Source organism: Massilia pseudoviolaceinigra (assembly GCF_030846505.1).
Classification (GTDB): domain Bacteria; phylum Pseudomonadota; class Gammaproteobacteria; order Burkholderiales; family Burkholderiaceae_D; genus Telluria_A; species Telluria_A violaceinigra.
In genome coordinates, this window is sequence record NZ_JAVCWL010000033.1 from 25,446 (window position 1) to 39,110 (window position 13,665).

Genomic DNA, 13,665 nt, shown 5'->3' on the forward strand with positions numbered 1-13,665 from the left:
ATTACCTGAGCACCTTGAGCGCGGCCTGCACACCCCACCACGCCGCTTCCTCGAACACCGAAAAGCCCGACAGGTCGGCGTGCGCGAACACGATCGGCCCATCGGCTTCGCGCAAGGCCTTCAGGCCCGCATTGCTGCGAAAGCCCGGCAGCGGCACCGCCATCGCGTGGCCGCGCAGGGTGATGTCGACCCGCTCCACGCAAGCGGCGAACTTCCAGCCGTAGGCGCTTTTCAGGTCGGCGCTGGCCAGCGCCACCAGCTCTTCGCCGCTGGCCGTCATCATCCACTTGCGCGCCGCGTCGGGCGTACGGTCCGACAGCGCCACGTAGGCGCTGAACACGGTCTTGGCCGGCGGCGCCACGCGGATATCCTGGTGGGTCGAGACCACATAGCCCAGCCCCGGCTCCTGGTACACCACGTTATCCCACGCCAGCGGCGCGTGCGGCAGCTCGCGCGGGAAGTCCTTCATGAGGAAATTGGCCACCATCCACGGTGCATACGACGGCGTGTGGCGCTTCGCATCGAAGCCGTAGGTGGCGATATCCTCGACCACGCGCGCGGCCACGTACAGCGGCATCGCACACACCGCCTTGCGCGAGCGCACCAGGTAACTGCGCGCCACGCCGCCTTCCAACGTGAAGCACAGCGCTTCCACGCCCGATCCGGTGCGCTTGAGCGAGACCGCGGTGCCGGCCCGGCGCCGCACGCTTGACGCCGCGGCCAGTTTGTCGGCCACCACCTGCATCCCGCCCGGCCAGGTCAGCCAGGCGCCGTTGCCGGCGTTGGCTGCCTGTCCCCAGCGGCTGCAGTAGTAATGCAGCCCGGCCCACGCAGAGACCTTGTCGTAACGGGTGCCGTAGTCGTCGCGGCAGCAGTAGTTCAGATACCAGTGCAGGGTCGGCGAGCGGTAGCCCTGCTGGTCCAGCCAGTCCTTGAGCGTGATACGGTCGAGCGCATCGAACACCGGGTCGAGCGACGAGGTCACGGTCGGGAAGACGAATGCACGCTTGCCGTCGGCCCCGCGCAGCTTGCGCAGGCGTTCGACCTCCGCGAAAAAGCGCTTATGCTCGGCCAGCTCCTGCGCCGATACGCCGTCGGTCGGAATGAAGCCTTCCTGCCATTGGCCGTTGAACAGCAGCCGCTCTTCCGGACCGTGCAGGACGTAGCGCTCGTCGTAGTAGGGTTTTTCACCGTACGGGTCGCGCTCGATGATGCCAAGGTCGAACAGGATCTCGCGCACATGGACCGACTCCGGCGACGGCAGCGGCAGATAATGGCCGCCGGTAGGATAGGCCAGCTCGCCGAAATGGCCGCCGGCGGCGTTCCCGAACGGTTGCGGACCGTCGATCATCAGCACCTTGCGCTGCCCTTCGCGTTCCAGCTTCCACGCCGCCGTCAGGCCGGCGATGCCGGAGCCGAGGATCATGATGTCGGTGTCGATCACTTCGCCCGGCGCCGGCAGCCTGCCGCGCTCGCGCAAAAAGTGGCCCTCCGTGCGGCCCGGATAATGCACGGTGGGCGCAATTTCGAGCCAGCGCTGGAAGCCGGCCGCGCTCACCGCCGCCGCCCCCACCCCGCCGGCCAATGCCAGGAACGAGCGCCGGTCCATCAGCGGATCACCCTGCCCCAGTCCTGCTCGAACTCGTGCACCAGCGACTGCGTATTGAGCCGGTTCGGCGGCATCTCCAGGCGCTTCATATCGGGCGGGAAGGCGAACATTTCGCGCGTGGTCGCTTCGTTCAGGTAGCGCATCGGCAGCCGGTAGCTGGTGGGCGGCACATACTCCTGCTCGGGCGAGGCCATGATGAAGCCCCACTCGCCGAACGACGGCACATATGCATGGAAGGGATAGGTACGCATGCCGACCTCGCGCAAGGTCGCCTCGATGGTCCAGTAGGCGTGCGGCGCGAAGAACGGCGAGGTCGATTGCACCACCACCAGCCCCTTGGCCGCCACGTGCTTTTTCACCATGCCGTAAAACGGTACCGAATACAGTTTGCCGAGCGCGAAGCTGGACGGGTCGGGAAAGTCGATGATGGCCGCGTCGAACATCTCGCGCGTGTTCTGCAGCCAGATCGCGGCGTCGGCGTTGACGACTTTCACGCGCGGGTCCGAGAACGAGCCGCCATTGAGCTTGACCAGCTCCGGACGGGTGGTGAAGGCCTGCGTCATGGCAGGGTCCAGGTCGACCACGGTGACCTGTTTGATGTTCGGGTAACGCAGCACTTCGCGCAGTGCCAGGCCGTCGCCGCCGCCCAGTACCAGCACGCTGCGCGCCCACGGCAAGGCTTGCAGCGCCGGGTGAACCAGCGCTTCGTGATAGCGGTATTCGTCGCGCGAGGAGAACTGCAGGTTGCCGTTGATGTACAGGCGCATGTCGTCCTTCCAGCGCGTGATCACCAGGCGCTGGTATGGCGTGGTGGTGGAGTACACGATTTCGTCGCCGAACAGGCCGTGTTCGCCCCACTGCACCATGCGGTCCGACAGCGCGAAGCCCATCACCAGCGCGAACATGACAAACGAGGCGCGCAGCACGCGCCCGCCGATATTGGTCAGTTCGGCGCGGAACACGTACAGGGTCCAGAAGCCCACGCCGACGTTGAGCATCCCGAACAAAAAGCCGGTGCGCACCAGCCCCACGTAAGGTGCCAGCACCAGCGGAAACAGCAGCGACACGGCCAGCGCGCCAAGATAATCGAAGGTCAGCACGCGGCTCACCAGGTCATTGAATGCGGTGTCGCGCGCGTTCAGCGCGCGCATCACGAGCGGCACTTCCATGCCCACCAGCGCGCCGATCATGAACACCAGCACGTACAACAGGGTGCGAAACGGGGCCGTCATCCATGAAAATGTCATGAACAGCAGCGCCGCCGACACCCCGCCGATCAAGCCCACTGCCAGCTCGATGTCGATGAAACGCGACAGCACATCCTCTTCCGCGACGTACTTCGAAAAGTGCGCGCCGACCCCCATGGCGAACAGGTAGCAGCCGATGATGGTGGAGAACTGGAGGATCGAGTCGCCCAGCAGATAGCTGGACAAAGCGCCGGCAATGAGTTCGTAGGCCAGCCCGCAGGAGGCCACCACGAAGACAGAAAGTATCAAAATTCGTTTGGTCATGTAGTATCTTTTGTTCTAAGATCGTCGTTTGCCGCCATCCTGGCCATCTTCATGGGGAAATCTCGTGCCCGCCATCCTAAACTATCTGCTCCACCTTGCAACAGCGGTTGCCATGGTAATGGCGTTTTTTGTCATTTATACGCGCCTGACCCCTTTCAATGAAGTGGCGCTGATCCGTGGCGGCAACCACGCGGCCGCATTGTCGCTCGGCGGCGCGCTGATCGGCTTTTCGCTGACGATCGCCTCGGCCCTGCTGCATACCCCCGACTACTACAAGTTCCTCGAATGGGCGGCCGGCGCGATGCTGGTCCAGGTGCTCGCTTATAACATCGCCACGCGCCTGCTGAAAATGTCGAAGGACCAGATCGAGGCCGACAACTCGGCCTTCGGCGGCCTGCTGGGCGCCATTTCGGTGTCGATCGGCCTGGTCAACGCCGGCGCCCTGTCCTGACCCGCCCTCATTCAACGCATTCCTACCGGAGACCGACATGTCCCTTGGCTCATTCATCAAGAAGCAGTTTATCGACGTCCTGCAATGGAACGAAGAGAACGACGGCGTACTGGCGTGGCGCTTTCCGATGCAGGACTTCGAAATCCAGAACGGCGCCATCCTCAATGTGCGCGAGTCGCAGATGGCGCTGTTCGTCAATGAAGGCAAGATCGCCGACGTCTTCGGTCCCGGCACCCACAAGCTCACCACCAACACCCTGCCGGTGCTGACCAACCTGAAAAACTGGGACAAATTCTTCGATTCGCCGTTCAAGTCGGACGTGTACTTCTTCAGCACCCGCGTGCAGACCGGCCGCAAATGGGGCACGCCGCAGCCGATCACGATTCGCGACGCCGACTTCGACATGATCCGCGTGCGCGCCTTCGGCATGTACTCGTACCGCGTTGCCGACCCGCGCCTGTTCTTCACCGAAATCAGCGGCACGCGCGACGTCTACACGCGCGACGATGTCGAAGACCAACTGCGCGGCATCCTGCTGGCCACCATGGCCACCTCGCTCGGCACCGCCAAGGTCGCCTTTCTCGACATGGCCGCCAACCAGGCGCTGATGGCGCAGCAGGTCAAGGGCGACCTGTACGCCGCCTTTGCGCGCTACGGCGTGGGGCTCGATGAATTCAACGTCGCCAGCGTCAGCCTGCCGGAAGAACTGCAGGCCGCGCTCGACGAGCGCATTTCGGCCGGCATGAAAGGCGGCCTGTCGGGCGAGAAGATGAGCGGCTTCACCCAGTTCCAGGTTGCCAGCAGCATCCCGCTGGCGGCCCAGAACGAAGGCGGCCTGGCCGGCATCGGCGCGGGCCTGGGGGCCGGCGCGATGCTGGGCCACGCCATGGCGCAGGGCATGAGCGGCTCGATGATCCCGCAGGTGCCGCCAGCGCCGACCGCGCCCTTGCAGCCCGCCATGCCGGAAGTCGATCCGATCGAGGAGCGCCTGCTCAAACTCAAGGGATTGCTCGACAAGGGCCTGATCTCGGAAGACGATTACAACAGCACCAAGACGGAGCTGCTCAAAAAACTGATCGGCTAAGCCGCTGTCCATGCAAATCGTTTCCTGCCCAAGCTGTGGCGCCGAAGTCAAGTTCAAATCGCACGCCGCCGTCATGGCGGTGTGCGAGTTTTGTCGCGCCACCCTGCTCAAGGATGCCGAATCGGTCAAGAACCTGGGCACCATGTCGTCGGTGCTGGAAGACTACTCTCCGATCCAGATCGGCACCACCGGGACCGTCGGCGCGCGCAATTTCACGGTGGTCGGGCGCATCCAGCTGCGCTACGCCGAAGGCATGTGGAACGAATGGTATGTGCTGTACGGCGACGGCGGCAACGGCTGGCTGGGCGACTCCTCGGGCCTGTTCACCATCACCGCCGAACGCAACGTCGCCGTCGCCCTGCCCGGCTTCGACGCAATCCACGTTGCCAACGCCTACCACATCGACGATCAGCGCTACCTTGCGTCGGAAAAGCGCAGCGGCGAATGCATCGCCGGCCAGGGCGAACTGCCGTTCCGGGTCGGCACGGGCTGGCGCATCCGCGTGGCGGACTTTCGCAGCGGGCCGCGCTTCCTGACGCTCGACTACACCGATGGCGAAACGCCGGTGGTGTACACGGGGGTGGCAGTCACGCTGGCCGAAATGCGCTGCCAGCTGCTGCGCGACGATGAACAGATCAAGGCCAGCGCGGGCAAATACCGGGGCAAGGTCGATGCGCTCGACTGCCCCTCGTGCGGCAGCACCATCAGCTATCTGCCGGGCGTGGCGACCAACCTGGTTTGCCCGTCCTGCGCCGCCCAGCTCGACGCCGCGGGCCCCGAGGCCAGCGTTCTGGCAGCCGGCGACAAAGTCGCGCAGATGCGCACCACGATCGAGATCGGCGCCAAGGCTAACATCCACGGCAGCAAGTGCACCGTGATCGGCGCCATGATCCGCGCAAACAGCAGCGACTCGCAATGGACTGAATACCTGGTCTATAGCGTCAACGCCAACTTCTTCTGGCTGATCGAAAGCGATGACGGCTGGTATCGGGCCGACGTCATGACCCACTGGCCGGCATGGCATCCGACTGCGTCCGAACTGGCCAGGGCCGACAAGGTCGACTACGAAAAAACCGATGACTACATCGCGACCGTGGTGGCGGCGGCTGGCGCGTTCAACTGGCGCGTGGCGGTGGGCGACACCGTGCACGTGATGGAATTCGCGCATGGCAAAAGCAGCCTGGCGGCTGAAATCAGCGCCGCGGAAATGACCTGGTCACGCTCCAAGCCGGTCGCAGCCGACCAGGTCACGGCCTGGTTCAGCAAAGCGGTAAAGAAAACGCGGCCTCCCAAGGTCCGCAAGCGCGCTCCGGCATCGGGGCCGACGCTGTCCGGCACACTGGGCAAATTCTTCTGGTGGCTGCTCGGGTTGAACCTGATTCCGCTGCTATTTAACTTCGGCGCGACCGCCATGTACCTGATCATGGCCTTGCTGGCCATTTGTATTCCGGCGATGTTCACCAATGTCGCCGGCAAGGATGATGAATGAACGAAAAATATATTCTGTACGCGATCGCAGTGGCGATACTTACCACGATCATCAGCTGGATCAGCATGTTCGACTCGTCGAGCAATGGACACGGAGGCGGTCGCGGTGGCAGCAGCTGGAGTTCCAGCAGCGGCAGTTACGGCGGCGGTTCGGGTGGCGGGCATAAGTGATCACGCACGCGCACCGTCCGGCCGGCATTCACCTGCTGATTGATTTTCACGGGATCGATCCGGCCCTGCTGACCGTAACCGCCGATATCGACGCGCTGCTGCGCGCAGGCGCCGAGGCCGCAGGTGCGCGGATCTTGCACAGTCATTTCCACAGCTTCGGCGAGGCGATGGGAGTGACCGGCGTGGTGCTGCTGGCCGAGTCACATATTTCGGTCCATACGTGGCCGGAGTACGGGTTCGCGGCGGCGGATATTTTCATGTGCGGGGATGCGCAGCCGCAGCTGGCGTTGCAGGTAATCGAGCTGGCGTTGAAGCCGACGTCGCGCGTGGTGCAAACCATCGAGCGCGGTGTCGCGCAAGTCGCGGCGGGTTAAGTCACCGCAAAACTGTACATCCGCCGCAGCCTTTGCCCCGGCGCCAGCATCGTCAAGCCATGCCTTGCCGGCCCACCGGCCATGTTATGCGCGTTGATCAGGTGGTCCACCGGCTCGAAGCAGAAAAAATCCCCGCCGGCCGGCGCATACACAATGTAATACCCACTATCGGCGGCGATCGCCAGGTTCAAGCCGCTCTCGGGCCAGTGAATGCGCGCCTGCCCATCCCAGCCCACGAACACATTGTCGATCAAGCCATCAGGCAGCGCGCAGGCACGGTCGAACGACCATGCCTGCGGGATCGCTTCCGCATGCGACGGCAGCTTGTCGGCACCGGCCATCCACACGCTGCGCGCCGCCGCCTGCAAAGTCGTGCCAGGACTGCGCGGCATCCACGGATGCAAGCCCAGACCGAACGGCAGCGCCAGTGCGCCGGTATTGGTCACTTCCAGCGTCACCACCAGTGCATTACCGCGCAAGGCATATTCCAGCGCGGCGCGGTAGGCAAACGGCGTGCCGTCGCGGCGCTCGAGCATCAGCAGCACCTGGCTGGCCGACTGGAACGCCACCGTCCATGGCCGCTGCCAGCCCTCGCCATGAATCGGAAACGGATCGCCTTCGCGGTTGGGCGCGATGTCGTAACGCTGGCCGCCGCATGAAAAACCACCCGCCATCCGGTTCGACCACGGCACCAGCGGAAAGCAGGCCAATTGATTAGGACGGGGCGCCGCATCGCCCCCGCCATACGGCCGCAGCACCGGAACTGGCGCGCCAGCGCCGCCAATCCAGTCCAGACGCGACAAAGCGCCGCCGAAACCCGGAAGGATTTCGGCGGAGAGCTGCGCGTTACGCAGAACCAGCGACGACAGGCTAGTTATATTGAGGCCCGGTCAAAAGAAAACCGCCACCCTGGAAGGTAATGGTGATGTCATCGGCCGGCGCGTAGTTGCCGTTGTCGGGGAACTTGTACTCGAACTGGGTCGAGCTGTCCTTGGCCACGAAACCGAGGTGGCGCGATTTGCGGTCGTCCCACCATTTGGCCTTGTTGTCCGACACGCCAAAGGCGATGGTATGGCCCACGCGCGCGGCAAACAGCGAGCAGCGCAGCGCTTCGACCAGGTCGTCGGCGCTCAGGTAGGTGATCATCATGCGCGGATTGGCCGGCTCGGGGAAGCAGGAGCCGATGCGCAGGCATACGGTTTCGATGCCGAAGCGGTCGTAGTAGTAGCGCGACAGCGATTCGCCGAACACCTTGCTGACGCCGTACATGCCATCAGGGCGCGGCGGCATGTCGGCGTCGACCAGGTCGGTGGTCTTGTAGAAGCCCATCGTGTGGTTCGAGCTGGCAAACACCACACGCTTGACGCCCGTCTTGTGAATCGCTTCGTACAGATTGGCCATGCCGAGAATATTGGCTTGCATGATCGCGTCGAACGGCGCTTCGGTCGAAATGCCGCCGAAGTGCAGCACCGCGTCCACGCCTTCCATCAGCGCCAGCACGGCGGCTTTGTCGGCCAGGTCGCACTGGAGCACCTCTTCGCCTTCGCCGGCCGGGCCGACATCGGCCAGGTCGGACAGGCGGACGATGTCAGCCCATGGTTTGATGCGCTCGCGCAGCAGGCGTCCGAGGCCGCCGGCGGCGCCGGTCAGCAGAATGCGTTTGAATGGTTTGCTCATGATCAGGTCACCGGTGCAGGATTGAAAAGGGTCAGGGCATTGTGCAGCTTCCAGTGTTCGGCCCAGGTCTTGCTGCCGCTGGCGACATCGAGCATCAGCTTGAACAATTCCCAGCCGACGTCTTCGATGCTCGCTTCGCCACTGGCGATGCGGCCCGCGTTCACGTCCATCAGGTCGTGCCAGCGGCGCGCCAGGTCGTTGCGCGTGGCGACCTTGATCACCGGGCATTCGGCCAGGCCGTACGGCGTGCCGCGGCCCGTGGTGAACACGTGGATATTCATCCCCGCCGCCAGCTGCAATGTACCGCAGATGAAGTCACTGGCGGGGGTGGCTGCGTAGATCAGCCCTTTCTGTTTGAGTTTCTCGCCGGGCGAGAGCACGCCGGTGATCGCGGACGATCCCGACTTGACGATCGATCCCATCGCCTTTTCGACGATGTTCGACAGCCCGCCCTTCTTGTTACCCGGCGTGGTGTTGGCGCTGCGGTCGACCCCGCCGCGCGTCAGGTACGCGTCGTACCAGGCCATTTCGCGGATCATGGCTTCGGCCACGTCGGCATTGGCGGCGCGCGAGGTCAGCTGGTCGATCCCGTCGCGCACTTCCGTCACTTCCGAGAACATCACGGTGGCGCCGGCGCGCACCAGCAGGTCGGTCGCGTAGCCCACCGCCGGATTGGCCGTCACGCCCGAAAACGCATCGCTGCCGCCGCACTGCACGCCCACCACCAGGTCGGACGCCGGGCAGGTTTCGCGCTGGCGTGCATTGAGCACCTGCAGCTGGACCTCGGCGGTGCGCATGATCGAATCGATCATCGACTGGAAGCCCACGTGGCCCTCGTCCTGCAGGCACACGTGCGCGGGGTCGGCGCCGGAGAGGATCGGGATCGAGCCTTTCGGGAACAGGCGCGCCGGCTGCAGCTTTTCGCAGCCCAGGCTGACCACCATCGCCTGGCCGCCGAAGTTCGGGTTCTGGGTGATGTTGCGCAGCGTGCGGATCGGGATTTCGGCGCCCGGCGCATCGATCGCCACGCCGCAGCCGTAGGTGTGTTCCAGGCCGACCACGTCGTCCACGTTCGGGTAGCGCGGCAGCAGCTCGCTCTTGATGCGCCTGACCGCATGTTCAACCACGCCGGAGACGCATTGCACGGTGGTGGTGATGGCCAGGATATTGCGCGTGCCCACCGAGCCGTCGGCATTCCTGAAGCCCTGGAAGGTGTAGCCCTCCAGCGGCGCCATGACCGGTGCGGCACGGGTGGCGATCGGCAGCCCTTCGAGTTCGCGCGCGGCCGGCATGCGCAGCACCGCTTCCGAAATCCAGCTTCCTTTCGGCAGCGCGCGCGCGGCGAAACCGATGGTGACGTTGTAACGGATGACGGGATCGCCTTCGGCAAAGTCGGTCAGCGCCACTTTATGACCCTGCGGCACGGCGTCGACCAGCACCAGCCCGTCCGGAAACACCGTCCCCGCCGGCAAGCCGCCGTCGTTCACCACGATGGCGACGTTGTCGCCCGCGTGCATGCGGATATGGAGCGGTGTTTTTTCCGGTGTCGTCATTTTGGTAGCCTTGTCTTCCCGCCCCCGCATGAGCCCGGGAAATGCGGACGCCTTGCGGTCGGTTTTGGTAAGTATGCCAGCAAACTTTAAAATCGGCTAGTCCAATTCAAGTTATTGGTCTGACCAATTTTACTTTTTCGCCAAAAAGGCCCAGAGCGGTCCGGCCGCGTTCCACGCTTGGCCGCACAGGGCTTGAGCCGATATAATTGCTGCCTGATTTGCAACAAGGCAGACACAATGACTCAAGCATATTCGGGCATGCCCAAGGCGCTCGGCCACATCCGCGTACTCGATTTGTCGCGCGTGCTGGCCGGTCCCTGGTGCTCCCAGAACCTGGCCGATCTCGGCGCCGATGTAATCAAGATCGAACGTCCCGGCGTGGGCGACGACACCCGCGCCTGGGGCCCGCCGTACGCGCGCGACGCCGACGGCAACAACACCAGCGAGGCGGCCTACTTCCTGACCGCGAACCGCGGCAAGCGTTCCGTCACGGTCGATATTGCCACTCCCGAAGGCCAGGCACTGATCCGCGACCTCGCGCGCGAGGCCGACGTGGTGCTGGAAAACTACAAGGTCGGCCAGCTGAAACGCTACGGCCTCGATTACGACAGCCTGAAAGAGATCAAGCCGGACCTGGTGTACTGCTCGGTGACAGGGTTTGGCCAGGACGGGCCGTATGCGCACCGCGCCGGCTACGACTTCCTGATCCAGGGCATGGGCGGTCTGATGTCGGTGACGGGCGAGCGCGACGACCTGCCCGGCGGCGGCCCGCAAAAGGCCGGCGTGGCGCTGACCGATCTGATGACCGGCATGTACGCCACCGTGGCGGTGCTGGCCGCGCTCACGCACCGCGACCGCACCGGGCAAGGCCAGTACATCGATATGGCGCTGCTCGACACGCAGGTGGCGATGCTGGCCAATGTGGGCAGCAATTTCCTTAACAGCGGCAAGGCGCCCAAGCGCTGGGGCAATGCGCATGCCAACATCGTGCCGTATCAGACGTTTGCGTGCGCGGATGGGCACATCATCGTCGCGACCGGGAACGATGGGCAGTATCAGAAGTTCGTGGAAGCCGGCGGACGGCCCGAGTTGGCAGTCGATGCGCGCTTCGTCACCAATCCGCTGCGCGTGCAGCACCGCGATGTGCTGGTGCCGCTGCTGGCGGAGATGGTCGGCACGCGCACACGCGACGAGTGGATTGCGCAGCTCGAAGCGGTCGGCGTGCCGTGCGGGCCGATTAACGATGTCGGTGAAGTGTTCGAGAACGAGCAGGTGAAGGCACGCGGCGTGGCCATCGAGATGGATCACCCGGCGGCGGGCAAGGTGAAGCTGGTGCGCAGCCCGATGAAGCTCTCGCTCACGCCCGCGCAGGCCGATTTGCCGCCGCCGATGCTGGGGCAGCATACCGATGAAGTGCTGCGCGATGTGCTGGGACGCAGCGAGGAAGAGATCGCGGCGTTGCGGGCGAAAGGGGCTATCTAGGCTCCGACATATAAACCGTCGTTTCTGCCAATGGCAGGAACGGCGAAATTACGCGGCCTTCAGACTCGCCGCCTCAATCGGCGCCAGTCCCCGCAGGCGCAGCGCAATCGCCAGTGCCAACCCGAGCGCCAGCGCCAGCAGCCCCACTACCCCATTCCATCCGGCCGCGCTCCACACCAATCCGGACACCGACCCGATCACGCTCGACCCGATATAGTAAAAGAACAGGTACATGGCCGACGCCAGCGCCTGCGGCGCCCTCGCCCGCCGTCCCACCCAGCTGCTGGTCACCGAATGGGTGCCGAAAAAACCGAACGTGAACAAGCTCATACCCGCCAGGATCAGCAGCAGATGGCTGGACAGGGTAAGAACCAGCCCGGCCAGCATGATCACCATCACCATCCACAGCACATTGCGCCGTCCGATGCGGTCGGCCAGCCGGCCCGCCCAGACAGAACTGAACATCCCGATCAGATACAGCACCGACAGTGCACCCACCGCGCTCTGGCTCAAGTTGAACGGCGCGGCCAGCATGCGGTAGCCGATGTAGTTATACAGGCTCACAAACACGCCCATCACCAGAAAGCCGAGCCCAAACAGCCACGGCATGCCATCGTCGCGCAGGTGGGTGCGGGCGCCTTCCATCAGCCCCCGCACGCCAGGCTTGCCGCCCCTGAAATTGCTTGATTCCGGCAGGCTGCGCGCAAACTCCCATGCCGCATACAGGCCGGCGGCGCCCATCAGCCCCAGCGCCAGGCGCCACGAGTAATGGTCGCTTGCCACGGAAGCGACCACCCTCCCCGCCATGCCGCCCAGTGCCGTGCCGCTGATGTACAGGCCCATGGACAGGCCCAGCGACGGCCCCTCGATCTCCTCGCTCAGGTAAGCCATGGCGACGGCCGGCATGCCGCCCAGCGAAAAACCGAGCAAGGCGCGCAACACCAGCAACTGGGCGTAGTTCTGGGCCAGCGCGGTCAGGACCGTGAAACCGGCGGCGCCCACCAGCGCGAACGTCATCAGCTTCTTGCGCCCGATGCGGTCCGACAGCGCGCCGCTGATCACCAGCGACACCGCCAGCGCCAGCGTGGCGATCGACAGCGACCAGCTGCTCTGGGCTGGCGTGAGCGCAAACTGGTGCGCCAGCAGGGGCATGAGCGGCTGCACCGAATACAGCAGCGCGAAGGCGGAAAAGCCGCCGCACAGCATGGCGCGGTTGATCCGTTTGAAAGCGGGGGAACCGGCGGCGACGATGCTGGAAGACATGATGAACAACCCGAAGTGAATAGACTGGAGCCATCTTAGGTTTGCGCTTTTATACTGTCCAATATATATTTAAGTCGTTTCTTATACATTGAATCGATTACAAAAATGGAATTTCGACAGCTCCGCTACTTCATCGCCGTGGCCGAGGAACTGCATTTCACGCGTGCGGCCGAGCGCCTGCACATCGGCCAGCCCCCGCTCAGCCACGCCATCCAGATGCTGGAAGCGGACGTCGGCGCGCAGCTGTTCGGGCGCACCAAGCGCTGGGTCAGGCTGACCGAAGCCGGCCGCTTGTTCCTGGACGATGCGCGCCGCATCGTGGCCTTGTCGGAGCAGGCCACGGCCACCGCGCGCCGGGCCGAGCGCGGCGAGGCGGGCGAACTGCGCATCGGCTTCACGTTCTCGACGCCGCTCACGCCCCTGTTTGCAAACGTGATCAACCGCTACCGCCAGCAGTATCCGGCGGTGACGTTGACCTTGCACGAAATGGCCACCGTGCCGCAGCTCGACGCGCTGGCGCGGCGCGCGCTCGATTTGGGATTCGTGCGCCCGCCCGAGAACGGACTGCCCGAGAACATCGGCCTGACGGCGCTGCGCGAAGACCCGCTGGTGGCGGTGCTTCCGACCGGCCTGGCCCTGGCGCGCAAAAAGGCGGTCGCGCTCAGCGAGATGGCCGACCTGCCGTTCGTGATGTATCCGCATAGCGCGGGAACGGGGATTTATCCGCAGATTTTCAGGCTGTGCAGGGATGCGGGGTTCGTGCCGAGGGTGGAGCAGACGGCGGGGGAAGCGTCGACCATCATCGGGCTGGTGGCGGCGGGGTGCGGGGTGTCGGTGCTGCCAGGGTCGTTCGAGAGGATCAGGATGGATGGGGTGTGTTATCGGCCGTTGCTCGATCCGGCGGCGACGACGACTTTGCTGCTGGCGCAGCGGAAGGGCGAGCATGCGCCGCTGGTGCAGGCGTTTTTGGCGCTGGCGACGGAGGCGGCTCTTTTGAGTTAG

13 protein-coding genes are annotated in these 13,665 nt (G+C 64.5%); 7 read left to right on the forward strand and 6 right to left on the reverse strand.

Going from position 1 to position 13,665, the window contains the following annotated elements; genetic code table 11:
* Position 1 precedes the first annotated feature (1 nt).
* Together RBA40_RS26245 and RBA40_RS26250 are read right to left on the reverse strand one after the other, a co-directional pair.
* Complete coding sequence (locus tag RBA40_RS26245) at positions 2–1,609, reverse strand: NAD(P)-binding protein (RefSeq protein ID WP_306651185.1); 1,608 nt, start codon at positions 1,607–1,609, stop codon at positions 2–4.
* The gene (locus RBA40_RS26250; RefSeq protein WP_306651186.1) at positions 1,609–3,120 is read right to left on the reverse strand and encodes a polyamine aminopropyltransferase; all 1,512 of its coding nucleotides are present in this window, start codon (positions 3,118–3,120) and stop codon (positions 1,609–1,611) included. Before RBA40_RS26250 ends, RBA40_RS26245 begins: the two co-directional genes overlap by 1 nt.
* 64 nt (positions 3,121–3,184) lie before the next feature.
* Here RBA40_RS26250 and RBA40_RS26255 point away from each other — a divergent pair, with 64 nt between their 5' ends.
* Genes RBA40_RS26255 through speD form a run of 5 tightly spaced genes read left to right on the forward strand, consistent with a single transcriptional unit; the run spans position 3,185 to position 6,688 of the window.
* Entirely contained in the window at positions 3,185–3,571 is a 387-nt protein-coding gene (locus RBA40_RS26255) for a DUF350 domain-containing protein (RefSeq protein ID WP_229413332.1), read from the forward strand.
* 37 nt (positions 3,572–3,608) lie between these two features.
* Entirely contained in the window at positions 3,609–4,655 is a 1,047-nt protein-coding gene (locus RBA40_RS26260) for an SPFH domain-containing protein (RefSeq protein WP_306651187.1), read from the forward strand.
* A gap of 10 nt (positions 4,656–4,665) precedes the next feature.
* Positions 4,666–6,144, forward strand: coding sequence for a DUF4178 domain-containing protein (locus tag RBA40_RS26265; RefSeq protein ID WP_306651189.1), 1,479 nt, complete (start codon positions 4,666–4,668; stop codon positions 6,142–6,144).
* On the forward strand, positions 6,141–6,314 hold the full coding sequence (locus tag RBA40_RS26270; protein WP_306651191.1) for a hypothetical protein: 174 nt from the start codon (positions 6,141–6,143) through the stop codon (positions 6,312–6,314). Before RBA40_RS26265 ends, RBA40_RS26270 begins: the two co-directional genes overlap by 4 nt.
* On the forward strand, positions 6,311–6,688 hold the full coding sequence (gene speD / locus RBA40_RS26275; RefSeq protein ID WP_306651193.1) for an adenosylmethionine decarboxylase: 378 nt from the start codon (positions 6,311–6,313) through the stop codon (positions 6,686–6,688). The genes RBA40_RS26270 and speD overlap by 4 nt, the downstream gene beginning before the upstream one ends.
* Here the strand turns inward: speD and RBA40_RS26280 are convergent.
* Genes RBA40_RS26280 through garD form a run of 3 tightly spaced genes read right to left on the reverse strand, consistent with a single transcriptional unit; the run spans position 6,685 to position 9,918 of the window.
* Positions 6,685–7,566, reverse strand: a complete 882-nt coding sequence (locus RBA40_RS26280) for an aldose 1-epimerase (RefSeq protein ID WP_306651277.1) — start codon at positions 7,564–7,566, stop codon at positions 6,685–6,687. The two genes, speD and RBA40_RS26280, sit on opposite strands and share 4 nt — an antisense overlap.
* Positions 7,559–8,365 carry an NAD-dependent epimerase/dehydratase family protein gene (locus RBA40_RS26285; RefSeq protein WP_306651195.1) on the reverse strand — a complete coding sequence of 269 codons (807 nt, stop codon included), beginning with the start codon at positions 8,363–8,365 and terminating at the stop codon, positions 7,559–7,561. Before RBA40_RS26285 ends, RBA40_RS26280 begins: the two co-directional genes overlap by 8 nt.
* A 2-nt stretch (positions 8,366–8,367) precedes the next feature.
* Entirely contained in the window at positions 8,368–9,918 is a 1,551-nt protein-coding gene (garD, locus tag RBA40_RS26290) for a galactarate dehydratase (protein ID WP_306651196.1), read from the reverse strand.
* A 237-nt stretch (positions 9,919–10,155) separates the two neighbouring features.
* Between garD and RBA40_RS26295 the strand changes: the two genes are divergently transcribed.
* Positions 10,156–11,400, forward strand: coding sequence for a CaiB/BaiF CoA transferase family protein (locus RBA40_RS26295; RefSeq protein ID WP_306651198.1), 1,245 nt, complete (start codon positions 10,156–10,158; stop codon positions 11,398–11,400).
* Between the two features lie 48 nt (positions 11,401–11,448).
* Here the strand turns inward: RBA40_RS26295 and RBA40_RS26300 are convergent, their stop codons facing one another.
* Entirely contained in the window at positions 11,449–12,663 is a 1,215-nt protein-coding gene (locus RBA40_RS26300; protein ID WP_306651199.1) for an MFS transporter, read from the reverse strand.
* Positions 12,664–12,768: 105 nt separating this feature from the next.
* Here RBA40_RS26300 and RBA40_RS26305 point away from each other — a divergent pair, with 105 nt between their 5' ends.
* A complete protein-coding gene (locus RBA40_RS26305; protein WP_306651200.1) occupies positions 12,769–13,665 on the forward strand; it encodes a LysR family transcriptional regulator in 897 nt (298 codons plus the stop codon).

Excerpts from the sequence above, each read along its gene's own strand:
- RBA40_RS26250 (WP_306651186.1), bottom strand. The coding sequence starts at position 3,120 with ATGACCAAACGAATTTTGATACTTTCTGTCTTCGTGGTGGCCTCCTGC.
- RBA40_RS26300 (WP_306651199.1), bottom strand. The coding sequence starts at position 12,663 with ATGTCTTCCAGCATCGTCGCCGCCGGTTCCCCCGCTTTCAAACGGATC.
- RBA40_RS26260 (WP_306651187.1), top strand. The coding sequence starts at position 3,609 with ATGTCCCTTGGCTCATTCATCAAGAAGCAGTTTATCGACGTCCTGCAA.
- garD (WP_306651196.1), bottom strand. The coding sequence starts at position 9,918 with ATGACGACACCGGAAAAAACACCGCTCCATATCCGCATGCACGCGGGC.
- RBA40_RS26270 (WP_306651191.1), top strand. The coding sequence starts at position 6,141 with ATGAACGAAAAATATATTCTGTACGCGATCGCAGTGGCGATACTTACC.
- RBA40_RS26305 (WP_306651200.1), top strand. The coding sequence starts at position 12,769 with ATGGAATTTCGACAGCTCCGCTACTTCATCGCCGTGGCCGAGGAACTG.
- RBA40_RS26285 (WP_306651195.1), bottom strand. The coding sequence starts at position 8,365 with ATGAGCAAACCATTCAAACGCATTCTGCTGACCGGCGCCGCCGGCGGC.
- RBA40_RS26265 (WP_306651189.1), top strand. The coding sequence starts at position 4,666 with ATGCAAATCGTTTCCTGCCCAAGCTGTGGCGCCGAAGTCAAGTTCAAA.
- RBA40_RS26245 (WP_306651185.1), bottom strand. The coding sequence starts at position 1,609 with ATGGACCGGCGCTCGTTCCTGGCATTGGCCGGCGGGGTGGGGGCGGCG.
- RBA40_RS26295 (WP_306651198.1), top strand. The coding sequence starts at position 10,156 with ATGACTCAAGCATATTCGGGCATGCCCAAGGCGCTCGGCCACATCCGC.